Below are 21497 nucleotides of genomic sequence, written 5' to 3' on the forward strand. Positions count from 1 at the left end.
GACAGGGATTGCACAAGAAGAACGAGGCGCAAGCAGCGCCCGTCCTTTGTTCCTTATCCGCGCTGCGCCGCCTGCTCGTCGCGCTGGCGCTGCACCTCGCGGCGCTTGTTGGCGATCGAGGCAATGATGACGCCGATCGCGACCACGGCGATCAGGATGGTGCAGGCGGCGTTGATCTCCGGCGTCACGCCGAGGCGCACCTGGCTGTAGATCTTCATCGGCAGCGTCGTGGCGCCCGGGCCGGAGGTGAAGCTGGCGATGACCAGATCGTCGAGCGAGAGCGTGAATGCCAGCATCCAGCCGGAGATGATGGCCGGCATGATGACCGGCAGGGTGATCTGGAAGAAAGTCTTCACCGGCGGCGCGCCGAGGTCCATGGCGGCTTCCTCCAGCGAGCGGTCGAAGGAGACCAGGCGCGACTGCACGACGACGGCCACGAAGCACATGGTGAAGGTGATGTGGGCGAGCGTGACCGTGAAGAAGCCGCGGTCGAGCCCGACGGCAACGAAGAGCAGCAGCAGCGACAGGCCGGTGATGACTTCCGGCATGACCAGCGGCGCAAAGACCATGCCGGAAAACAGCACCCGCCCCTTAAAGCGCGTGTAGCGGGTCAAGGTGATCGCCGCCAGCGTGCCGAGCACGGTCGCCACGGTGGCCGAGATGACGCCGACGCGGGCCGTCACCCAGGTGGCGTCCATCAAGCCCTGGTTGTGGAACAGCGACACGTACCATTTGGTCGAGAAGCCGCCCCAGACGGTGACCAGCTTCGATTCGTTGAAGGAAAAGACGATGAGCAGCACGATCGGCAGATAGAGGAAGGCAAAGCCCAGCACGATCGAGGTGATGTTAAAGCGGCTCCAGGTGGCGTTCATTTGTCCTGCTCCTGGGCGCGCGCCTGGGCCCGCTGGAAGAACATGATCGGCACGATCAGCAGCAGCAAAAGAATGACGGCCACGGCCGACGACACCGGCCAGTCGCGATTGGCGAAGAACTCATTCCACAACGTCTTGCCGATCATCAGCGTCTGCGAGCCGCCGAGCAGGTCGGGAATGACGAACTCGCCGACCGCGGGGATGAACACCAGCAGGCAGCCGGCGATCACGCCCGGCAGCGACAGCGGGAAGGTGATCTTCCAGAAAGCGCTGGTCGGCGGGCAGCCGAGATCCTTTGCCGCCTCGATCAGCGAATAGTCCATCTTCTCGAGCGACGAATAGAGCGGCAGCACCATGAAGGGCAGGTAGGAATAGACGATGCCGATGAAGATCGCCGTGTAGGTGTTGAGGATGATCAGCGGCTGGCTGATGATGCCGGTGGCGAGCAGCACCTGATTGAGCAGACCCTCGGGCTTGAGGATACCGATCCAGGCATAGACGCGGATCAGGAACGAGGTCCAGAACGGCAGGATCACCAGCATCAGCAAGGTCGGGCGCACCGACGCCGGCGCGCGCGCCATGCCGTAGGCGATCGGATAGCCGACGATCAGCGTCAGCACCGTCGAGATGCCCGCGATGATCACGCTCGTCACATAGGCGTTGAAGTAGAGCGCGTCCTGGGTCAGCCAGGTGTAGTTGTCGAAGTTCAATTCCCGGAATCCCGCGAGGAACCCGGAAATGCCATCGGCGAAATCGAGCACGGGCGTATAGGGCGGCATCGAGATCGCCGTCTGCGACAGCGAGATCTTGAAGACGATGATGAACGGGACGAGAAAGAAGAACAGCAGCCAGAGATAGGGAATGATGATGACGAGGCGGCTGATGAAACCCTGCGCCAATCTGCTTGGCAATGCGGTGGTTTCGGCTGACGGGGACACGGCGGCGGCGATGTCGGTCATAGCCCGCTCCTACCTTGCCAGAATGACGCCGGCGTCGGGCCGGAAGGAAACCCAGGCGCGGTCGTTCCAGGTCAGTGGGTCTTCGGTGACGCGGGAGGCGTTCAACGCGCTTGCCCGCACCATCTGCCCGTCGTCCAGCCTGATGTGATAGACAGTCATGTCGCCGAGATAAGCGACATCGTAGACCTCCCCTTGCAGCGCGTTGACGGCGTCCGCCGGCTTCTTCGACGAGACCTTGATCTTCTCCGGCCGGATCGCGAAGACGATCTCGGCGCCAGTGGCGGTGTTGGCGGCATTGTCGACGACGATCTCAGCGCCGGTCGCGCCGGTGATGCGCGTCGTGTTTGCAGAACGCTCCGCGACCTTGCCTTCGAACAGGTTCACATTGCCGACGAAATGCGCGACAAAGCGCGAGGTCGGAGCCTCATAGATTTCCGCCGGCGTCGCCACCTGCATCACCTCGCCCTTGTCCATGATGGCGATGCGGTCGGCCATGGTCATGGCTTCCTCCTGGTCGTGGGTGACGACCACGAAAGTGAGGCCGAGTTCCTGCTGCAGGTCCATCAGCTCGAACTGCGTCTCCTCGCGCAGCTTCTTGTCGAGCGCGCCGAGCGGCTCGTCGAGCAGAAGAACCTTTGGCCGCTTGGCGACCGAGCGGGCAAGCGCCACACGCTGGCGCTGGCCGCCGGAAAGTTGATGCGGCTTGCGCTTGGCGAACTGCTCGAGCTTGACCAGCCTCAGCATCTCGGCGACGCGCTTTTCGATGTCGGGCGCGGGCATGCCTTCCTGCTTGAGGCCGAAGGCGATGTTCTTCTCCACCGTCATGTGCGGGAACAGCGCGTAGGACTGGAACATCATGTTCACCGGCCGCCTGTAGGGCGGGATGCCGCGCAGATCCTGGCCGTCGAGCAGGATGCGCCCCGCGGTGGGCTCCTCGAAGCCGGCGAGCATCCTGAGCAAGGTCGACTTGCCGCAGCCCGAGGCGCCAAGCAGCGCGAAGAACTCGCGCTCGAAAATGGTCAGCGACAGATTGTTGACAGCGGTGAAGTCGCCGAACTTCTTGGTCACCTTGTCGAACTGGATATATGGCTTGGCGTTCGGATCAGTCCATGGCGCGAAATCCCTGCGGATGCTGCCAAGCGATTTCATGTCCCCACTCCGGTTCTTCTTGATAACCAAAAGAAAGCGACCCCGGCAGTTGGCTGCCGGGGTTCGCCTCTCGATGCTTATTGGCCGGTGACGATCTTGGTCCAGGTGCGCGTGATGATGCGCTGTGTCTTGGGATCGTAGGGCTGCACGGTATAAAGCTTCTTTGTCGTCTCCTCGTCCGGATAGACGGCGGTGTCCTCCAGCAGCGCCTTGTCGACGAACTGCTGCGAGGCCTTGTTGCCGTTGGCGTAGAGCACGTAGTTCGACGACTTGGCGATGACTTCCGGCGTCATCATGTAGTTGATGAACTCATGCGCTTCGGCGGCATGCGGCGCATCGGCAGGAATCGCCATCTGATCGAACCACATCTGGGCGCCTTCCTTCGGCACCGAATAGCCGATCTCCACGCCCTGCTTGGCTTCCTCGGCGCGGTTGCGCGCCTGGAAGACGTCGCCCGACCAGCCGACCGCCAGGCAGATATCGCCGTTGGCTAAAGCATTGATGTATTCCGAAGAATGGAATTTGCGGATGTAGGGCCGGACCTTCAGCAGCGCCTCCTGGGCCTTGGCGATGTCGTCGGGCGAGGTGCTGTTCGGATCGAGCCCGAGATATTTCAGCGCTGCCGGGATGATGTCGGCAGGCGAATCCAGCACATAGACGCCGCAATCCTTCAACTTGGCGAGGCTCTCCGGATTGAAGAACACATCCCAGCTGTCGATCTTGTCAGTGCCGAGCGCTGCCTGCACCTTCTTCATGTTGTAGCCGAGGCCGACCGTGCCCCACATATAGTTGACCGAGTACTCGTTGCTCGGATCGTATTTGGCGGTGCGCTCGGAAACGACATCCCACATGTTGGAGATGTTGGGCAGCTTCGACTTGTCGAGCTTCTGGAACACGCCGGCCTGGATCTGGCGCGCCAGGAAGTTGGCGCTGGGCACGACAACGTCGTAGCCGCTGCCGCCGGCCAGCAGCTTCGTCTCGAGGATCTCGTTGGAATCGAAGGTGTCGTAGACGACCTTGATGCCGGTCTTCTTGGTGAAGTCGTCGATGATCGAGCTGTCGATATAATCCGACCAGTTGTAGACGTTGACGACGCGGTCGTCGGCGTGGCCGCCGGCGGTGAAGAGCGTCAGCAATGCCGAGGTCGCCGAAAGCAAAAGCGCTTTGCGGATCATGATGTTCTCCTTTGGTGAGTGTTCCCGTGCCGGCCCGTCGCGGCGTGAGCGCGGGGCGGCGTTTTGTTCAGGCTATTAAGCTTTCCGGAGGGCGCCAAGCGCCGACTGCCGGCGCTGTGCTCGATTGCCGGGTTGTGGTCAGAGACCTCCCTCGGCGCACCCTTGTAAGGTATCGGAGCGGCGTCAACGGCGTTCGCCGTGGCGTAGGCAGAGATACGACGATGTGGTCCGGCCTCGGTCAGGCCGGCAGAAACAATTGGCAAGATACGCCTGTCTTGTTGTTGCCGTAATCGCAGCCTGCCCGGCCGACAACGCGGTTGTCAATGGCAAAGCTTGCGCGCCTTCAATTGGGGGACGGCAGGCCGGTGACGCCCGGCCTCTCGGGGCGCGTCTGCCGCTTGAACTCGAACCCGATATGGACGAGCAGCGCGGTGACCACGACCGCACCGCCGATGATGGTGCGCACCGACGGCACCTCGGCATGGACCAGCCAGACCCAGATCGGGCCGAGGATCGGCTCGAACGTGCCGAGCAGCGCCGCAACGGCCGCCGGAACGAGCCGCGCTCCCATGGCAAAAAAGGCGAGGCCTACGCCGAGATTGAGGACGCCGAAGGCGAAGAGGAAGGCCATGTCGCGTCCGGAAACGGCGAACTCCGAAGTCTGCGAGGCGGCGAACGCGCCGGCAAGCAAGGCACCGAGGCAGGTGGCCGGCACCATGCGCACGTGGGCGAAGCGCCGGGTGACGACCGTGGCGAAGGAGAACATCACGGCGATCAGCAAGGCCAGGCCGTCGCCGATCGGTGAGACGACGCCGCCGAGGGATTCCGAGACCATGACGGCGACGCCCGTGATGACGGCGGCAATGGCGATCCAGGTGGCCGGGCTCACGCGTTCGCGAAACAACAGCCAGGCGAGCAGGGCCGCCAGCAGCGGAACGCCGGCCTGCATCAACAGGATGTTGGCGACCGTCGTGTAGGCGAGCGCCACGACGAAGCATGTCGAGGCGGTGGCAAAGCAGAATGCAACGCCAAGGCCAGGCAGGCCCATGTCGCGGAAGAGTTTCAAGGTGCCGCGCCAACCGTCGCGCCAGAGCATGAAGGCGATAAGGAACGCCACCGCCCAGAGCGAGCGCCAGAACACGACAGTCCAGCTATCGCCGGCATGAATGAAGCGGGCGATGGTGCCGCCGAAGCTCCACATCAGCGCCGACAGGAAGACCAGCAGCATGCCGATCCGCTCCTCGCGCGGCGAGACGGCAGGCAAGGCAACGCGAGGCGAAGCGGTATCGGTCATGGACGGGACTGTCAGCGATTTGCGGGCGGCACGGTGCACCGGGGACGACAAGACTATATCCCATTCGCGTAGCGCAAACGCTGGAGCGAGGCGTGATCCAGCATCCGCTGAAATGTAGGACAATGCCGACTTGCACCCTGCCGAGACGCTGCAGGCTCTGGCGGCAGGGACTATCCCTGGAAATCGAAAGCGCTGAGGCCCGTCACCATCTCGTCGAGGCCGAGCGGGCGGGTCACCGGCGGCTCGGCGCGCGCCAGGCAGCCGACGCGCTCGCAGAGCCTGCAGGCCGGGCCGACCGGCGTTGCGAATGCCGTACCTTGCGCGGCCTTGCCGGCGAACGGTCCGGGCAGCGCCGCGCCGTAGACGACCTCGTCGCGAAAGCCGATGTCGCAGCCAAGCAGAAGTGCTGTGCGCCGCGGCCGCTCGGAGAAGGCGCCTTGCGGCCCTTCGAGCGTGCGGGCGATACAGAGGAACTCGGCGCCGTCGGGCATTTCCACCGCCTCGACCAGGATCCGGCCCGGCTGCGAAAAGGCCGCATGCACAGGAAGCTTCGGGCAGGCGCCGCCGAAACGGCTTTGAGGATAGCCCAGGCTGCCCGCCTTGCGGAAACGGTTGCCGGCATTGTCGACCTCAAGCATGAAGAACGGCACGCCAGAGGCGCCAGGCCGCTGCAGCATGGTCAGGCGGTTCGCCGCCTGCTCGAAGGAGACGCCGAAACGGGAACGCAAGACATCGATATCATAGCGGGCGCGGATCGCCGCGGCATGAAAGGCCTGATAGGGCATCATCAGCGCGTGCGCTGCGTAGCGGCCGAGCTCGAAGCGGGCGAGCCGGCGGGCTTCGTCGGTGCCTAGCTTCAACGCCTGGATCTCGCTCGCCACGGCCACCGTCATGCGCATCAGGCTGGCCTCCATGGCGACCTCGCGCAGCTGATCGAAGGGGGAGAGCCGCTCGGACAGGAACAGGCGTTGCGAATGGCGATCGTAGCGCCTGCGCCAGTTCGGCATGGTGGCGACCGGCAGCACCTTGGCCACGATGCCGTGCTCACGCCTCAGCCAGGCCTTCAGCGCGCCGAACAGGTCGTCGCCTGGATCGAGCAGCGAGATGAAGGCTTCGGCTTCCTCCTCCAGGGCAGCGAAATGGTTCGGCCGACGCTCGAAGGTCTCGTGCACCTCGTCGACCGGCAGGCGCGTGCCGGACAATGCGGTCGCCCTGCCCTCCCGCGCCAGGAGCTCATTGAGATCCGACAGCCGCTCTGCCTGCTCGCGATAGGCGCGGAACAATTTCACCATCGCGGCGGAAGCGTTCGGAGCAATCTCGGCGAGATCGATCAGCTCCTGGTCGCCCGGCAGTTCGCCAGACAGCAGCGGGTCGCCGAACACTTCCTTCAGCGCCGCGATCGATCCCTTCGTCTCGCCCTGCAACTCATGCGGATCGATCTTGTAGACGGAGGCCAGCCTGAGGATCAGCTGCACGGTCAGCGGCCGCTGGTTGCGCTCGATGAGGTTGAGGTAGGACGGCGAGATGCCCAGCCCTTCGGCCATCGCCGTCTGGGTCAGGCCCTTGACGTTGCGAAGCCGGCGGATGCGCGGCCCGGCGAAGATTTTCTGGTCGGCCAAATCGGCAATCCTTGACAAAATTTTACACCAAGCCGAGCGGCCGCAGCTCAGCCGTCTTTTACAATCGTGACAAATTTACAGCGTCGGCCTGTCAAACACAACACAGATTTTCTCTTATTTCTTGCGAAAATCCTTGGTTTCCCTGGCTCTATTTGCGCCGCAATGTAAATGATGTCACACATCAGCGGCGCCGAAATGACCCATGAAGGCGCCATCCGAAGAAGCAGAACCGATCTGGAGCAACCGATGACTGATTTTTACAACCTCGTCCCGTCCGCGCCGGAAGGCCGTTTCGACGGCATCGAACGGCCCTATTCGCCGGAGGATGTGAAGCGGTTGCGCGGCTCGGTCCAGATTCGCCACACGCTTGCCGAGATGGGCGCGAGCAGGCTGTGGAAGCTCATCCACGAGGAAGAATTCGTCAATGCGCTCGGCGCCATGTCCGGCAACCAGGCCATGCAGCAGGTCAGGGCGGGCCTGAAGGCGATCTATCTGTCGGGCTGGCAGGTCGCGGCCGACGCGAACACCGCGTCGGCCATGTATCCGGACCAGTCGCTTTATCCGGCCAATGCGGCGCCGGAGCTGGTCAAGCGCATCAACCGCACGCTGCAGCGCGCCGACCAGATCGAGACGTCCGAAGGCAAAGGACTTTCGGTCGAGACATGGTTCGCGCCGATCGTGGCCGACGCCGAAGCCGGCTTCGGCGGGCCGCTCAACGCTTTCGAGATCATGAAGGCCTTCATCGAGGCCGGCGCCGCCGGCGTCCACTACGAGGACCAGCTGGCGTCGGAGAAGAAGTGCGGCCATCTCGGCGGCAAGGTGCTGATCCCGACCGCGGCGCATATCCGCAATCTCAACGCCGCGCGGCTTGCGGCGGACGTGATGGGCACGCCGACGCTGGTGGTGGCGCGCACCGACGCGGAGGCGGCAAAGCTGCTCACCTCCGACATCGACGAGCGCGACCGGCCTTTCGTCGATTACGACGCCGGCCGCACGGTCGAAGGTTTCTACCAAGTGAGGAACGGCATCGAGCCCTGCATAGCGCGCGCCGTCGCCTACGCGCCGCATGCGGACCTGATCTGGTGCGAGACCTCGAAGCCGGATCTTCAGCAGGCAAGGAAGTTCGCCGAAGGGGTGCGCAAGCATCATCCCGGCAAGCTGCTCGCCTACAATTGCTCGCCGTCGTTCAACTGGAAGAAGAACCTGGACGACGCGACCATCGCGAAGTTCCAGAGGGAACTCGGCGCCATGGGCTACAAGTTCCAGTTCATCACGCTGGCCGGCTTCCACCAGTTGAACTTCGGCATGTTCGAGCTGGCCCGCGGCTACAAGGACCGCCAGATGGCGGCCTATTCGGAACTGCAGGAAGCCGAGTTCGCGGCAGAGGCCCGCGGCTACACCGCGACCAAGCACCAGCGCGAGGTCGGCACCGGCTATTTCGATGCCGTCTCGATGGCGATCACCGGTGGCCGGTCCTCCACCACCGCCATGCATGAATCGACCGAGCACGCCCAGTTCAGGCCCGCGGCCGAGTGACGACAACATTAAGAGGAAACGCCCGAAGGGCACTTACATCAGGGAGAAGAGCAATGGCATCGATAAGCCGCGTCAAGGAACGGGCCGAAGAACAGTCCAGCGCGATGAGCGTCGATCAGCAGGCGACGATCCGCATGCTTGCCAACGACCTGCACAGGCTCAACCAGTCTGTGATGAAGGCGGTCGAGGCAGGTGTGTCCGTGGAACTGGTGCGCTCCGCCAGGCACCATGGCGGAGACGGCAACTGGGGTGATCTTTTGATCCCAGTGATCGTCACCCACCAGAACCAAAGTTGACGTAACGTCAACAATCTCCCGCGAGTGTCTCCCGTGCGCTATACGTTCGGGAGACTTTCGATTTTTTCGGATGCCGCCTGTGGTAACAGGGAGAACTTGCGCCGTTTTTAGAAATTCTTGCTATATTCTCATTTTCCACTATTTCTGCTTGACACCGCTGGCGATCTCGCGCCAATTGCGCTCTCAGGTTTCAACCCTGCATTGAACCAGAGCGCCCGCCCAGCATGTGCCCCGCCGATCGTGACGACCCTCGAAAACCAATAAAACCGGCGGAGCGTGGCGCAGCAGCGCGGCTGTCGACGGACTTCTCCAGGGTGCTTGTGGTCGGCAAATCGTCGATCAACCGGGTCGTGGTGTCGAAGATCGTGGAAAAGTCCGGGCTGAAGCCGATTTCGGAGTCACCCGAGACGGGCGAGAAAGCCTTGGCCAGCCTGATCCCCGGCGTGGTGATCCTGGACGGCGGAGCGGACGACAAGGATTGCGACAGGCTGTTGTCCGGCATCGACGCGCTACGGCGCGCTTCCGGCAAGGCGCGGCCTTCCGTGATCCTGCTCTCAACCAGGAATGGCACGCCGGGCAGCCTCGACCTGTCAAGCGTGGTGGACGCCGTGGTCGCCAAGCCGATCACGCCTGAAAAGCTGCAACCGGTGATCGAACGCCTGGTCGGCCGCGGCTGAACCAAAGCAGCTACACCAAAACAGCGATCAGCCAGTTTTTGCGATCGCCTCGACCAGGGTCGGCAGCTCGCCAAGGTCGGCAATCTGCCGGAAACGCGGCGCCTCAACAGGCACCTCGGCATGTTCGACAGCCCAGGTCAATTCGTGCGGCACATGGATGCCCCAGCCGCCGGCCTCGATGGCCGGCACCACATCCGACTTGAGCGAGTTGCCGACCATCATGCTGTTCTGCGGACCGTCGCCATGGCGTCTGAAGATGCGGGCATAGGTGGCGGCGCTCTTGTCGCTGACGATCTCGACGGCATCGAAGAGATCGCCCATTCCCGACTGCGCCAGCTTGCGCTCCTGGTCGAAGAGGTCGCCCTTGGTGATCAGCACCAGATGGTAGGAACCCGCGAGCTTTTCGACCGTCTCACGCGCATGCGGCAGCGGCTCGATCGGGTGGCTGAGCATCTCGCGGCCGGCAGCCAGGATTTCGCCGATGACCGAACCTGGCACCTCACCGTTTGTGATCGCGACCGCCGTCTCGATCATCGACAGGGTAAAGCCTTTGATGCCGAAGCCGTAGAGGGCGAGGTTGCGCCTTTCCGCCTCGAGCAGCCTTGCCGCGATATGCTCATGATCTCCGTGTTCGGCCAGCAAGGCGGCGAAGCGCTTCTCGGTCGTGCGGAAGAACTGCTCGTTCTGCCACAGCGTGTCGTCGGCATCGAAGCCGATCGTCGTCAGACGCGCCATATCGTCGTCCTTCCTCGTGGACAGATGATGTAGACGCGTTCCCGCTGTGCTGCTAGCACTAAAGGACGGCAAAGCGCGGGGGTGCATGCTGAAATCATGGAAAGACGATCTCGAGCGCATCCTGGACAACTCGCGGGATCGCTCGCCAACGGAACTCATAAACAGCATTCGCGACATCGGCGTCGCCATGGGGCACGACGCCGGCGAGGCGCTGCTCGACACGCATCCCGAGTTGTTTGCCCACCGCGCCACGCTCACGCAAGCGTTCGTCGAAATGGTGCACGCGCAAGATGTCGCCGAAATCAGGCAAATGCTGGATCGGGAACTGAAAGAGCCAACTTCGTTTGATCAGGTCGCCGATGACAGAACGAGCATCGGCGTCATGTCGTCGAAGGACGCCTACAAGCGTCTGGACGAAGTGTTCGAGCATGCCGACTTCGGCCGGTGCCGGCGCGCCGTGATGGTCGGCTGCGGCGGCCGGCCCTTCACCATGTTCCGCATTCACGATCAGACGAATGTTACCGAAATCATCGGCCTCGACGTCGTGCCTGATGCGGTCAAGACGGCGAACACGCTGGCAGCCAAGCTCGGTTACTCGCGCATGCATGCCGAGCTTTGCAACGGACGCGACTATGATTATCGCGATGCGCAGGTGGTTTATGTCGCCAGCATGGTTTCGCCCAAGGCGGCGGTGGTTTCGCGCATCGCCGACACCGCGCCTCGCGACGTCCAGGTGGTTCTGTGGGAACCCTATTCGCTGGGGCGGCTTTGGGCGGAGCGTGCGGAAGACACGCTCGATCCGCGCCTCGAAGTCGTTGGCTGCACAAAAGTATCGCGAAACATGACCCGCGACGTGTTTGTCCGGTTTCGAGACGTCGCCGGGCGGGAGAGAGCAAGCTGACCGTAGCCGCCCTGAGGATGCGCGACCAGGCCATTCTTGCGTTGGCGAGAGCCTGGTGCCTGGTCCGGCATCCGGTGATCAGCGCCCGCACCTACAGCCACGCCAAGTTCCTGCCGAACCCGGCAAGACCGGCATCCTACGCCGACAAGTTCCTGTGGCGGAAGATTTTCGATCACAATCCGGCCTTCGGCCCCGCTTGCGACAAGCTTGCCTCGAAAGAAAACGCTCTGTCGGCCTGCCCGGAACTGAAAACCGCAAGAGTGCTGTGGTCCGGGCGTGACGCCACGCAAATTCCCGCCGCATTGCTGTCCGGAAATGTCGTGGTCAAAGCCAATCACGGATGCCGGTGGAATATGATGATCCGCGATGGCGCGGTGGACATGGCGAAATTGCGCAGACGAACCTCGCGCTGGATGCGCCGCCGCTACGGCAGGAAGTTCGGCGAATGGGGCTACAAAGGCGCGCGGAAGATGATCTTCGTCGAGGAGATGCTTATCCAGGACGGCGTGCCGGTTCCGCTGGAGTACAAATTCCACGTGTCGAACGGCACGACGGCCTATGTCTACGCCGCGAGGCGTGATGGGCAGGGCAACGAGCTGAAATGTCATTTCGACCGCGATGGCGACTATGCGCCGCCGCCGCCCGGCAGCGGGGAGCAATGGGCGCGGATCGAACTGCCGCAATCATTTGCGCGTATGCGAGAGATTGCGGAGAGACTGACGGCGCCCTTCGATCACATGCGTTGCGATTTCTATGAAATCAACGGCGAGATCCTTTTCTCCGAGTTTTCGGTCTATCCGCTGTCCGGCAAAGGCATCATCAACACCAGGCTGAGGGATCTGTGCGGCGACAGCTGGGACCTGCGCCAATCGTGGTTCTTGACGACGCCGCAAACAGGATGGCGCAAGATCTATGCCGCGGCGCTCTTGCGCTGGCTCGATGCGACCGGTGAGCATGGCGAAGGCCGAGCGGCCGAAACGGTTCCCGCTTGACCACAAAGGGGAAGCCAGATGGCCTCCCCTTCCCTTCCCCTGCAGCGCCCGGCTATACTTCGAAATCCGCAACACAATCTGGTGAATGATGCCGCCTGAAAAAAAGGAAGTCCGTCCGTCCAGCCGGGGGGGACGAGCACGAAAGCCTGCCTTCTTGAAGAACGAGCGCGGTGTGAAGAACTGGAAGGAAGCCAGCGCCTGGCTGGAGTGGCGCGGCATCGAGGACATCGAATGCATCACGCCGGACCAGGCCGGCGTCGCCCGCGGCAAGATGATGCCGTCGAAGAAATTCACGTCCAACACATCGCTGGCGCTGCCTTCGGCAGTGTTCATGACGACGATCTCCGGCGGCTACCCGGAAGACGGCAACGGCTTCCACTATCCGGAGGACGACGGCGACCTGAAGCTTTTGCCCGATCTCTCGACGCTGACCGTCGTGCCCTGGGAAGAAGACCCGACGGCCGCGGTGATCTGCGACCTCGTCCACCAGGACGGCCGCTCGGTGGAATTCACGCCGCGCAATGTGCTGAAGCGCGTGCTGGCCGCCTATGACGACCGCGGCTTGAGGCCCGTGGTGGCGCCCGAGATCGAATTCTATCTGGTGCGCAAGAACCCCGATCCGGACTATCCGCTGACGCCGCCCGTCGGACGCTCGGGGCGGCCGATCGGCGGCGGCGCCGGCTATTCGATCGCCGGCGTCAATGAGTTCGACGAGCTGATCGACGACATCTACCATTTCTCGGAGCGGCAGGGCCTGGAGATCGACACGCTGATCCACGAAGAGGGCGCCGGCCAGCTCGAGATCAACCTGCGCCACGGCGATCCGATCGAGCTCGCCGACCAGGTCTTCATGTTCAAGCGCACGATCCGCGAAGCGGCGCTGAAGCACGAAATCTATGCGACCTTCATGGCCAAGCCCATCCAGGGCCAGCCCGGCTCGGCCATGCATATCCACCAGTCGGTCATCAACAAGAGGACCGGCAGGAACATCTTTTCCGCCGAGGACGGCTCGGAGACCGAAAACTTCTTCCATTTCATCGGCGGCATGCAGAAACATGTGCCGAACGCCCTGGTGATGCTGGCGCCCTATGTCAATTCCTACCGCCGGCTGACCCAGGCGGCCTCGGCGCCGGTCAACAACAAATGGGGCTATGACAACCGCACGACGGCCTTCCGCGTGCCGCGATCCGATCCGGCGGCGCGGCGTGTCGAAAACCGCATCCCGTCTTCCGACGCCAACCCGTATCTGGCGCTCGCCGCCTCACTTGCCTGCGGGCTGATCGGCATGAACAACAAGATCAAGGCGGAGCCGCCGGTGCTGACGAGCGCCAACGAAGACGAGATCGACCTGCCGCGCAGCCTGCTCGAGGCCGTCGACCTGTTCGAGGCGGACAAGGAACTGTGCGCTATCCTCGGCAAGTCCTTCGCCGCCACTTATGCCGCGATCAAACGGGCCGAGTTCGAGACCTTCATGGAAGTGATCAGCCCGTGGGAGCGGGAGTATTTGTTGTTGAATGTGTGAGTGGCGACTTCGTCGCGTGAATGGTGAATGGTGAATGGGAGTAGTTTCATACTGGACGGGTGAACGCAGCTAGCGCGCTTTCGCAAAGCCATTCACTATTCACCATTCACTGGCGTTCCTATGCCCTACCAATCCCCCATCTCCCCCGGCCGTTCCTGGTATGAGGATACGGTCGGCCCTCGGCCTGAGTACCCGGCACTCGACGGCGATCGCCAATGCGATGTCGTCATTATAGGCGGTGGCTTCACCGGCCTTTCGGCGGCGGCGCATCTCGCCAAGGCCGGCACGAATGTCGTGCTGATCGACGCGCACCGTTTTGGCGACGGCGCATCCGGGCGCAATGGCGGCCAGCTCGGCACAGGCCAGCGCGCCTGGGCCGAAGAACTGGAGGCCGAATATGGTATCTCTCGCGCCAAGGCGCTGTTCGATCTGGCGGAGGAGGCCAAGACGCATCTTCTCGATTTCGCGGCCGCCAACCGGATCGAGATCGACTACATGCCGGGCCAGCTGTCGGTGGCGCATAAAAGGCGGTATGTCGACGACTACAAGGCCCATGCCGAGATCATGGCGAGCCGCTTCGGCTATCCGCACATCTCGTTCATGGATGCCAACGAGACCGCCGAACGGATAGGCTCGACGCGCTATTTCGTCGGCACGCGCGACACCGGCACCGGGCATATCCACCCGTTGAAGCTGGTGATCGGCACGGCAAAAGTGGCTGCCGCGGCCGGCGCGCATCTGTTCGAGCGGACGCCCTCGACCGGCATCACTTGCGGCGGCGGCAAGGTCAGGGTCACTACCCCCAAAGGCACGATATCGGCCGAGAAATGTCTCATCGCCGTCAATGCCTATGGTGGGAATCTGGAGCCGGTGAGCGCGGCGCATATCATGCCGATCGGCTCCTTTATCGGCGCTACCGTGCCGCTGGGCCCTGATTCGAAAGTTTTGCCTGGCGGCGAGGCGGTGGACGATTCCCGCTTCGTCGTGCGCTACTTCCGCAAGTCGAAGGACGGCCGGCTTTTGTTCGGCGGCCGCGAGATCTACGCCGTCAACGATCCGAAGGACATCCATATCCACATCCGCCGGCAGATCGCCGAGCTCTATCCGGACCTCAAGGATGTCGAGATCACGCATGGCTGGGGCGGCTATGTCGGCATTACCGTGCCGAGGAAACCGTTCGTGCGCGAGGTGATGCCGAAGGTGATTTCGATAGGCGGCTATTCCGGCCATGGCGTCATGCTGTCCAACTTCTTCGGCAAGCTTTATGCCGAGACGGTCGCCGGCAACCGCGACCGGCTGAAGCTGATCGAGGACCTGAAGATTCCGCCCTTCCCCGGTGGCCGGCGCCTTCGCACGCCGCTGCTCTTTCTGGCGCTCAACTGGTTCGCGCTGCGTGACAGGATCTGAAACCGGACCTCTGCAGAAGCTGTTGATACGACAAGTCCGGTTCCCCTACGTCACGTTGCAGAATCCTTAACGAACGCGCAGAATTTCGAAAAAAGGCGCAGTGATGCCATAATCAGCGGCAAAAGATGCCGGTTCTGGGCTGTCAACGGGGACTTCTGCGGGCCTGCCCGCCTAATGTTTTGGGACCGATGCCGATCACCGCCGGACTTCCGGCACCGATCGAAAGAACGTCGGCCCACCTATTGGAGGTGGTGAGAGTGTACGAGCCCTTCAGTTTCGGTGCGCCGGAACGACGGCGCTTTGCAGTGCAGTTCGGCTATGACATGCGGCCCTCGTTCTGGCAGGGCTTGCGGTCGAACGCGCATCTGGTGATCGCGGCCGTCGGTACCGCGGCGCTGCTTGGCGTGGCGGCGGTGGCGCTTTGGCTGGCCCTGCCGGCCAACGAGCGGCAGGCGATCGCGAAATCGGAGCAGACCGTGCCCGCGATCCCAGTCAAGACGAAGAAAATCGCCCAGGCAGCGGCGAGCGCTGTCAGTGTCGCCGCCGCGCCGCTGGCCGCGCGCAAGGCCGACGCGGTTTCGCCCGTCACCGCCACCCGCGAAGCCGCCATCCCGGCGCTGGCGTCCAACAACCCGCGTTGGAACGGCACGGGTGATGAGCCTGCGCCTGCCGCGGCAGAGGCGTCATCCACTCAGGCTGCGGAGAAGCCGCCGACGCAGAACGACAAGCCAGCCGCTGCCGCCTTCGCCGAATCCGTGTCGGGGAACGATGCTTCGGCCGCCTTGTCCGAGGTCGCGGCTCCCCCGCCGGCAGCCGGCCAATCGGCAAATGCGAAAAAGCCGGACGACAAGATGGATGGCGCCCAGACCGCCGCCATACCGGACGCGAAGCCGCAGGTTCCCGAGGACCAGCCGGCGGCAACGGGGGACGCGGCCCAGGACAAGCCGAAGCCTCAGAAGGTCAGCGCCGGCGCCAATGGACGCATCCTGAGGGCAGTGACCATGCGCACCGGCCCGAAGAAGGGCGCCGCTGCCATCATCACCTTGCCCGCCAAGTCATCCGTGCAGGTGATGAGCTGTAAGAAATGGTGCGAGATCGTCTATAACGGCAAGCACGGCTGGGTCTACAAGAGCTACGTCAAGACCGGCGCCTGATACAGGCGATTTTGTTGGCGCCCCGCAGCCGCCGCGCCCGTCAATTCAGATGCAGCGCCCGCCGTCGACCTCTAGCGCCACGCCGGTGATGAAGGCGGCTTCGTCCGATGCGAGCCAGAGCGCCGCATTGGCGATGTCGAGCGGCGTCGAGAGGCGGCCGAGCGGGATCGAGGCGCGGAACTTCTCGCGGATCTCCGGCGTGTCGGCGCCCATGAACTTCTCCAGCATGCCGGTTTCGCCCGCGACCGGGCAGAGGCAATTGACGCGGATGTTTTTTGGCGCGAGCTCGACCGCCATCGACTTGGTGGCGGTGATCGCCCATCCCTTGGAGGCATTGTACCAGGTCAGGCCCGGCCGCGGCCTGATGCCGGCCGTCGAGGCCGTGGTCAGGATGACGCCGCCGCCCTGCCGGTCCATGATCGGCACGACCGCAAGTGCGGCATGATAGATCGCCTTCATGTTGACGGCGGTGATCAGGTCGAATGTTTCCTCGTCGACGCCGAGCATGTCGCCGTTGCGGTGGGTGAAACCGGCATTGTTGACCATGATGTCGACGCGGCCGAAGGCGCTCTTGGCGGCATAGACCATCTCGTCAAATTCGGAGCGCAGCGAGACGTCGGTCTGGGTCCAGATCGCGCTGCCGCCGATTTGCTCCGCCACGCGCTCGGCGCCCTTGGCGTTGAGGTCGGCGACGACGACGCGCGCGCCCTCTTCAGCGAAGCGCTTCGCAATGCCCTCGCCGAAGCCCGACGCCGCGCCGGTGATGATGGCGACCTTGTTTTGAAGACGCATTGTTTTCCCACTCATTGCGACCATCCCGGACTTTTTGAGGTGAACAGCCGCCGCACCGGCCGCCATTTCCCTTAGCTTTCGTCACATTCACGTTCTATGTTGCAGATGCGAACGCTGCCGGAAGCCATCGCTTGCCGACAAGCCTCCGGGTGGCGCCAGTGTCAAGGGCACATCAAAGGACCCAATCAATTCCCAGCGATTGGGTCCTTTGATGTGACACCATGGCACTGGACGATTTAAATCGATTAGAATATATCAGCCCCGCTACCGGCGAGCGGCACCAAACCGGACTGACCATGACCAGCCAGATCATCCCCGTCGACCCATTCGACTTCATCATCTTCGGCGGCACCGGCGACCTGTCGGAACGCAAGCTTCTGCCCTCCCTCTACTATCGCCAGTGCGACCACCAGTTCTCCGAGCCGACGCGCATCATCGGCACGTCACGCGCGAAGATGACCGACACCGAGTTCCAGACCTTCGCCAAGCAGGCGATATCGCGGCATGTGAAGCCGGCCGATATCGACGCCAAGGAGCTGGACACGTTTCTTGCTCGCCTTTCCTACGTTTCGGCCGATGCGACCAGCGGCGCGGGTTTCGACAAGCTCAAGAAGGCGGTCGGCGACAGCGACCGCATCCGCGCCTTCTACCTCGCAGTGGCACCGGCGCTGTTCGGCGACATCTCGCACCAGCTCAAAGAGCACAAGCTGATCACGCCGAACTCGCGCATCGTGCTGGAGAAGCCGATCGGGCGGGATCTCACCTCGGCGCAGGCGCTCAACGACGCGGTGGGCGATGATTTCCACGAAAGCCAGATCTTCCGCATCGATCACTATCTCGGCAAGGAAACGGTGCAGAACCTGATGGCGCTGCGCTTTGCCAATGCGCTCTACGAGCCGTTGTGGAACTCCGCCCAAATCGATCATGTGCAGATCACTGTGGCCGAGACCGTGGGTCTAGAGGACCGCGTCACCTACTATGACAAGGCAGGCGCGCTGCGCGACATGGTGCAGAACCACATCCTGCAGCTGCTTTGCCTGGTTGCCATGGAAACGCCGTCTTCGATGGACGCGGACGCCGTGCGCGACGAGAAGCTGAAGGTGCTGAGGGCATTGAAGCGCATCAACGGCAACGAGGCGCCCAAGCACACGGTGCGCGGCCAGTATCGCGCTGGTGCTTCCGCCGGCGGAGCCGTCAAAGGCTATGTCGAGGAGTTGGGCAAGAGCAGCGACACGGAAACCTTCGTCGCCGTCAAGGCCGAGATCGGCAACTGGCGTTGGGCCGGCGTTCCCTTCTATCTTCGGACCGGCAAGCGGCTGGCAACGCGCGTCTCTGAAATAGTCATCGAGTTCAAGCCGATCCCCTATTCGATCTTCGGCGATAGCGCCGGGCCGATCTTCGCCAACCAACTGGTCATCCGGCTGCAGCCCGACGAAGGCGTCAAGCAATACATCATGATCAAGGATCCAGGGCCGGGCGGCATGCGGCTGCGCCAGATCTCGCTCGACATGAGCTTCGCACAGTCCTTCAACAGCCGCGCGCCGGACGCCTATGAGCGGCTGATCATGGATGTGGTGCGCGGCAACCAGACGCTGTTCATGCGCCGCGACGAGGTCGAAGCGGCCTGGAAGTGGATCGATCCGATCCAGAACGCCTGGGAAAGCGCCAGGCAGGAAGCGCAGGGCTACACGGCCGGCACCTGGGGGCCTTCGGCCTCCATCGCGCTCATCGAACGTGACGGACGGACATGGCACGAGAGCAACTGAGCGACGCCGCTTACGCCTGGAACGGCTTTGCCGACCGCCAGCAGCTGGCGGCCGCACTTGCCGGCCACGTCGCCGCCCGGTTGACCAAAGCGATCGCCGAGCGCGGCACGGCGCTGCTCGCGGTATCCGGCGGGACGACGCCGGCAAGATTCTTCGCCGCGCTCTCCTTGATCCCAATCGCCTGGGACAAGGTCTCGGTAACGCTGGTCGACGAGCGTTTCGTGCCACCCACCTCGCCGCGCTCGAATGCCGGGCTGGTGGCGGCCAACCTGCTCCAGAACAAGGCCGCGGCAGCGCGCTTCGTGCCGCTTTACCATGAGGCGGCCAGCATCGAGAGCGCAGCCGCTTCGGACAGCGAGGCTCTGCAGTCATTGGCCTGGCCGCTGGATGTGGTGGTGCTCGGCATGGGCGCCGACGGCCACACGGCCTCCTTTTTTCCCGATGCCGACAATCTTGCCGTTTTGCTCGACCCGTCCTCTCAGCGGATCGTGCTGCCGGTGCATGCGCCGAGCGGCGGCGAGCCGCGGCTGACGCTGTCGATGGCGCGGATTATTGCCGCCGGGTGCATCGCGCTCCACATCGAAGGAGACGACAAGCGCATCGCCTTCGACGGCGCGATGGGAGCGGGCGTCAAGAAGCCCATCCGCAGAGTGCTCGAGGCAGCACCGATACCGGTAGAGGTGTTCTGGGCACCCTGATTTCACCAAGGAACAGCCCCGGAGGCTGTGGGAGGACATTTTCCGGGGCTCGAAAGGACCGACCATGACAGCCAGACGCGACATCGAAGCCATCACGGAACGCATCCGCCAGCGCTCGAAAGCCGGCCGCGAAGCCTATCTCGGCCGCATCGCGGAGGCATCCGGCCGCACCGCCAACCGCGCGGTGCTGTCCTGCGGCAATCTCGCGCACGGCTTTGCCGTCTGTAGCCCGTCGGAGAAGGTCGCGCTCGGCGGCGACCGTGTGCCGAACCTCGGCATCATCACCTCCTACAACGACATGCTGTCGGCGCATCAGCCCTTCGAGACGTTTCCGGCGCTGATCAAGGAAGCGGCGCGCGAGGCCGGCGGCATCGCGCAAGTCGCCGGCGGGGTGCCGGCGATGTGCGACGGCGTCACGCAAGGCCAGCCCGGCATGGAGCTGTCGCTGTTCTCGCGCGACGTGATCGCCATGGCGGCCGCGATCGGCCTCTCGCACAACATGTTCGACGCAGCCGTCTTCCTCGGCGTCTGCGACAAGATCGTGCCGGGGCTGGTGATCGCCGCGCTCACCTTCGGACACCTGCCGGCGGTCTTCATCCCGGCAGGACCGATGACCACGGGCATCCCGAACGACGAGAAGGCCAAGATTCGCCAACTCTATGCCGAGGGCAAGGTGGGGCGGGCCGAACTATTGGAGGCCGAGTCCAAATCCTATCACGGCCCGGGCACCTGCACCTTCTACGGCACCGCCAATTCCAACCAGATGCTGATGGAGATCATGGGCTTGCACACGCCCGGCGCCTCCTTCGTCAACCCCGGCACGCCATTGCGCGAGGCGCTGACCAGGGAAGCGGCCAAGCGCGCGCTGGCGATCACCGCGCTCGGCAACGCCTACACGCCGGTCGGGCGCATGATCGACGAGCGCTCGATCGTCAACGGCGTGGTCGGCCTGCACGCCACCGGCGGCTCGACCAACCACACCATCCATCTGATCGCGATGGCCGCGGCAGCAGGCATCGCGCTCACCTGGCAGGATATTTCCGACCTGTCGGAAGCCGTGCCGCTGCTGGCGCGCGTTTACCCGAACGGGCTCGCCGACGTGAACCATTTCCACGCAGCCGGCGGGCTTGGCTTCCTGATCCGCGAGCTGCTCGACGAAGGCATCCTGCATGAGGACGTGCAGACGGTGTGGGGCGAAGGCCTGCGGCCCTATGCGGTCGAGGCCAGGCTCGGCGCCGACGGCAGCGTCGTGCGTGAAGCGGCACCACTGGAAAGCGGCGACGAGAAGGTGCTGGCGCCGTTCAAGAAGGCGTTCCAGCCGACCGGCGGCCTGAAGGTGCTTGCCGGCAATCTCGGCCATGCCGTCATCAAGACCTCGGCCGTCAAGCCCGAGCGGCGCATCATCGAGGCCCCAGCCAAGGTGTTCGACAGCCAGCAGGGGCTGAACGACGCCTTCAAGGCCGGCACGCTCACCGGCGACTTCGTCGCCGTCATCCGCTTCCAGGGGCCGAAGGCCAACGGCATGCCGGAGCTGCACAAGCTGACCACGGTGCTCGGCATCCTGCAGGACCGCGGCCAGCGCGTCGCCCTGGTGACCGACGGGCGCATGTCCGGCGCCTCCGGCAAGGTGCCGGCGGCGATCCATGTGACGCCGGAAGCGGTCGAGGACGGACCGCTCGCCAGGATCCATGACGGCGACATCATCCGCCTCGACGCCGACGCCGGCACGCTGGAGGTGCTGGTGCCGGGCACGGAATTAGCGCTGCGCCGCACGGCTGATGCCGATCTCATCGGCAACGAGTTCGGCTTCGGCCGCGAGCTGTTTGCCGGCTTCCGGCAACTGGTCGGGCGCGCCGACCACGGTGCCGCCGCGTTCGGAATCGCCTGACTTCTTCCCCAATGGGCAAGAAAAAGAGAAAAAGGGCGGCCCGGAGCCGCCCTTTTTCGTTCGTT

Annotated in this window: 19 protein-coding genes; 11 read left to right on the forward strand and 8 right to left on the reverse strand. The window is 63.6% G+C overall.

Annotated features, from left to right (window positions below):
* Nucleotides 1-53: 53 nt before the first annotated feature.
* From EH240_RS10710 to EH240_RS10735, 6 genes are all read right to left on the reverse strand, one after another.
* The gene (locus EH240_RS10710; protein WP_124997935.1) at nt 54-872 is read right to left on the reverse strand and encodes an ABC transporter permease; all 819 of its coding nucleotides are present in this window, start codon (nt 870-872) and stop codon (nt 54-56) included.
* On the reverse strand, nt 869-1831 hold the full coding sequence (locus EH240_RS10715; protein WP_124997937.1) for an ABC transporter permease subunit: 963 nt from the start codon (nt 1829-1831) through the stop codon (nt 869-871). Before EH240_RS10715 ends, EH240_RS10710 begins: the two co-directional genes overlap by 4 nt.
* A 9-nt stretch (nt 1832-1840) precedes the next feature.
* On the reverse strand, nt 1841-2980 hold the full coding sequence (locus tag EH240_RS10720) for an ABC transporter ATP-binding protein (protein WP_124997939.1): 1140 nt from the start codon (nt 2978-2980) through the stop codon (nt 1841-1843).
* A gap of 77 nt (nt 2981-3057) precedes the next feature.
* On the reverse strand, nt 3058-4155 hold the full coding sequence (locus EH240_RS10725) for a polyamine ABC transporter substrate-binding protein (RefSeq protein WP_124997941.1): 1098 nt from the start codon (nt 4153-4155) through the stop codon (nt 3058-3060).
* A gap of 343 nt (nt 4156-4498) precedes the next feature.
* Nucleotides 4499-5449 (reverse strand): DMT family transporter, encoded by a 951-nt coding sequence (locus EH240_RS10730; RefSeq protein ID WP_124997943.1) that lies wholly within the window; start codon nt 5447-5449, stop codon nt 4499-4501.
* A 170-nt stretch (nt 5450-5619) separates the two neighbouring features.
* The gene (locus tag EH240_RS10735) at nt 5620-7068 is read right to left on the reverse strand and encodes a helix-turn-helix domain-containing protein (RefSeq protein WP_124997945.1); all 1449 of its coding nucleotides are present in this window, start codon (nt 7066-7068) and stop codon (nt 5620-5622) included.
* Between the two features lie 246 nt (nt 7069-7314).
* Between EH240_RS10735 and aceA the strand changes: the two genes are divergently transcribed.
* From aceA to EH240_RS10750, 3 genes are all read left to right on the forward strand, one after another.
* Nucleotides 7315-8604, forward strand: a complete 1290-nt coding sequence (gene aceA, locus EH240_RS10740; RefSeq protein ID WP_124997947.1) for an isocitrate lyase — start codon at nt 7315-7317, stop codon at nt 8602-8604.
* Nucleotides 8605-8657: 53 nt separating this feature from the next.
* Entirely contained in the window at nt 8658-8900 is a 243-nt protein-coding gene (locus tag EH240_RS10745) for an SMc00767 family acetate metabolism repressor (protein WP_124997949.1), read from the forward strand.
* Between the two features lie 224 nt (nt 8901-9124).
* Nucleotides 9125-9577, forward strand: coding sequence for an ANTAR domain-containing protein (locus EH240_RS10750; RefSeq protein WP_124997951.1), 453 nt, complete (start codon nt 9125-9127; stop codon nt 9575-9577).
* A gap of 27 nt (nt 9578-9604) precedes the next feature.
* On the opposite strand, the gene EH240_RS10755 is transcribed toward EH240_RS10750, so the two are convergent.
* Complete coding sequence (locus EH240_RS10755) at nt 9605-10312, reverse strand: HAD family hydrolase (protein WP_124997953.1); 708 nt, start codon at nt 10310-10312, stop codon at nt 9605-9607.
* A gap of 85 nt (nt 10313-10397) precedes the next feature.
* Between EH240_RS10755 and EH240_RS10760 the strand changes: the two genes are divergently transcribed.
* The 5 genes from EH240_RS10760 to EH240_RS10780 all read left to right on the forward strand — a co-directional run bounded on the left by EH240_RS10760 (nt 10398) and on the right by EH240_RS10780 (nt 16288).
* Complete coding sequence (locus EH240_RS10760; protein ID WP_124997955.1) at nt 10398-11213, forward strand: class I SAM-dependent methyltransferase; 816 nt, start codon at nt 10398-10400, stop codon at nt 11211-11213.
* 17 nt (nt 11214-11230) lie between these two features.
* A complete protein-coding gene (locus EH240_RS10765) occupies nt 11231-12205 on the forward strand; it encodes an ATP-grasp fold amidoligase family protein (RefSeq protein WP_124997957.1) in 975 nt (324 codons plus the stop codon).
* Between the two features lie 85 nt (nt 12206-12290).
* Nucleotides 12291-13727 (forward strand): glutamine synthetase family protein, encoded by a 1437-nt coding sequence (locus tag EH240_RS10770; RefSeq protein WP_167483990.1) that lies wholly within the window; start codon nt 12291-12293, stop codon nt 13725-13727.
* A 120-nt stretch (nt 13728-13847) separates the two neighbouring features.
* A complete protein-coding gene (locus EH240_RS10775; RefSeq protein ID WP_124997962.1) occupies nt 13848-15134 on the forward strand; it encodes an NAD(P)/FAD-dependent oxidoreductase in 1287 nt (428 codons plus the stop codon).
* Between the two features lie 257 nt (nt 15135-15391).
* Entirely contained in the window at nt 15392-16288 is an 897-nt protein-coding gene (locus EH240_RS10780; RefSeq protein WP_124997964.1) for an SH3 domain-containing protein, read from the forward strand.
* A 45-nt stretch (nt 16289-16333) separates the two neighbouring features.
* On the opposite strand, the gene EH240_RS10785 is transcribed toward EH240_RS10780, so the two are convergent.
* Nucleotides 16334-17080 carry an SDR family oxidoreductase gene (locus EH240_RS10785; protein ID WP_124998150.1) on the reverse strand — a complete coding sequence of 249 codons (747 nt, stop codon included), beginning with the start codon at nt 17078-17080 and terminating at the stop codon, nt 16334-16336.
* Between the two features lie 296 nt (nt 17081-17376).
* Here EH240_RS10785 and zwf point away from each other — a divergent pair, with 296 nt between their 5' ends.
* The 3 genes from zwf (at nt 17377) to edd (ending at nt 21432) form a co-directional block, all read left to right on the forward strand.
* A complete protein-coding gene (gene zwf / locus EH240_RS10790; protein ID WP_124997966.1) occupies nt 17377-18846 on the forward strand; it encodes a glucose-6-phosphate dehydrogenase in 1470 nt (489 codons plus the stop codon).
* Nucleotides 18828-19544, forward strand: coding sequence for a 6-phosphogluconolactonase (gene pgl, locus EH240_RS10795; protein ID WP_124997968.1), 717 nt, complete (start codon nt 18828-18830; stop codon nt 19542-19544). The genes zwf and pgl overlap by 19 nt, the downstream gene beginning before the upstream one ends.
* A gap of 64 nt (nt 19545-19608) precedes the next feature.
* Nucleotides 19609-21432 (forward strand): phosphogluconate dehydratase, encoded by a 1824-nt coding sequence (gene edd, locus EH240_RS10800; RefSeq protein ID WP_124997970.1) that lies wholly within the window; start codon nt 19609-19611, stop codon nt 21430-21432.
* The last annotated feature ends 65 nt before the right edge of the window (nt 21433-21497 follow it).

The sequence above is a fragment of the Mesorhizobium tamadayense genome (assembly GCF_003863365.1).
GTDB classification, from domain to species: Bacteria; Pseudomonadota; Alphaproteobacteria; order Rhizobiales; family Rhizobiaceae; genus Mesorhizobium; species Mesorhizobium tamadayense.

What these genes read in the sequence shown, in the direction of transcription:
- aceA (WP_124997947.1), top strand. Translation starts at nt 7,315, where the DNA reads ATGACTGATTTTTACAACCTCGTCCCGTCCGCGCCGGAAGGCCGTTTC.
- EH240_RS10765 (WP_124997957.1), top strand. Translation starts at nt 11,231, where the DNA reads ATGCGCGACCAGGCCATTCTTGCGTTGGCGAGAGCCTGGTGCCTGGTC.
- EH240_RS10770 (WP_167483990.1), top strand. Translation starts at nt 12,291, where the DNA reads ATGATGCCGCCTGAAAAAAAGGAAGTCCGTCCGTCCAGCCGGGGGGGA.
- EH240_RS10730 (WP_124997943.1), bottom strand. Translation starts at nt 5,449, where the DNA reads ATGACCGATACCGCTTCGCCTCGCGTTGCCTTGCCTGCCGTCTCGCCG.
- EH240_RS10750 (WP_124997951.1), top strand. Translation starts at nt 9,125, where the DNA reads ATGTGCCCCGCCGATCGTGACGACCCTCGAAAACCAATAAAACCGGCG.
- EH240_RS10775 (WP_124997962.1), top strand. Translation starts at nt 13,848, where the DNA reads ATGCCCTACCAATCCCCCATCTCCCCCGGCCGTTCCTGGTATGAGGAT.
- EH240_RS10785 (WP_124998150.1), bottom strand. Translation starts at nt 17,080, where the DNA reads ATGCGTCTTCAAAACAAGGTCGCCATCATCACCGGCGCGGCGTCGGGC.
- EH240_RS10745 (WP_124997949.1), top strand. Translation starts at nt 8,658, where the DNA reads ATGGCATCGATAAGCCGCGTCAAGGAACGGGCCGAAGAACAGTCCAGC.
- edd (WP_124997970.1), top strand. Translation starts at nt 19,609, where the DNA reads ATGACAGCCAGACGCGACATCGAAGCCATCACGGAACGCATCCGCCAG.
- EH240_RS10760 (WP_124997955.1), top strand. Translation starts at nt 10,398, where the DNA reads ATGCTGAAATCATGGAAAGACGATCTCGAGCGCATCCTGGACAACTCG.
- zwf (WP_124997966.1), top strand. Translation starts at nt 17,377, where the DNA reads ATGACCAGCCAGATCATCCCCGTCGACCCATTCGACTTCATCATCTTC.
- EH240_RS10715 (WP_124997937.1), bottom strand. Translation starts at nt 1,831, where the DNA reads ATGACCGACATCGCCGCCGCCGTGTCCCCGTCAGCCGAAACCACCGCA.
- EH240_RS10710 (WP_124997935.1), bottom strand. Translation starts at nt 872, where the DNA reads ATGAACGCCACCTGGAGCCGCTTTAACATCACCTCGATCGTGCTGGGC.
- EH240_RS10720 (WP_124997939.1), bottom strand. Translation starts at nt 2,980, where the DNA reads ATGAAATCGCTTGGCAGCATCCGCAGGGATTTCGCGCCATGGACTGAT.
- EH240_RS10725 (WP_124997941.1), bottom strand. Translation starts at nt 4,155, where the DNA reads ATGATCCGCAAAGCGCTTTTGCTTTCGGCGACCTCGGCATTGCTGACG.
- pgl (WP_124997968.1), top strand. Translation starts at nt 18,828, where the DNA reads ATGGCACGAGAGCAACTGAGCGACGCCGCTTACGCCTGGAACGGCTTT.
- EH240_RS10755 (WP_124997953.1), bottom strand. Translation starts at nt 10,312, where the DNA reads ATGGCGCGTCTGACGACGATCGGCTTCGATGCCGACGACACGCTGTGG.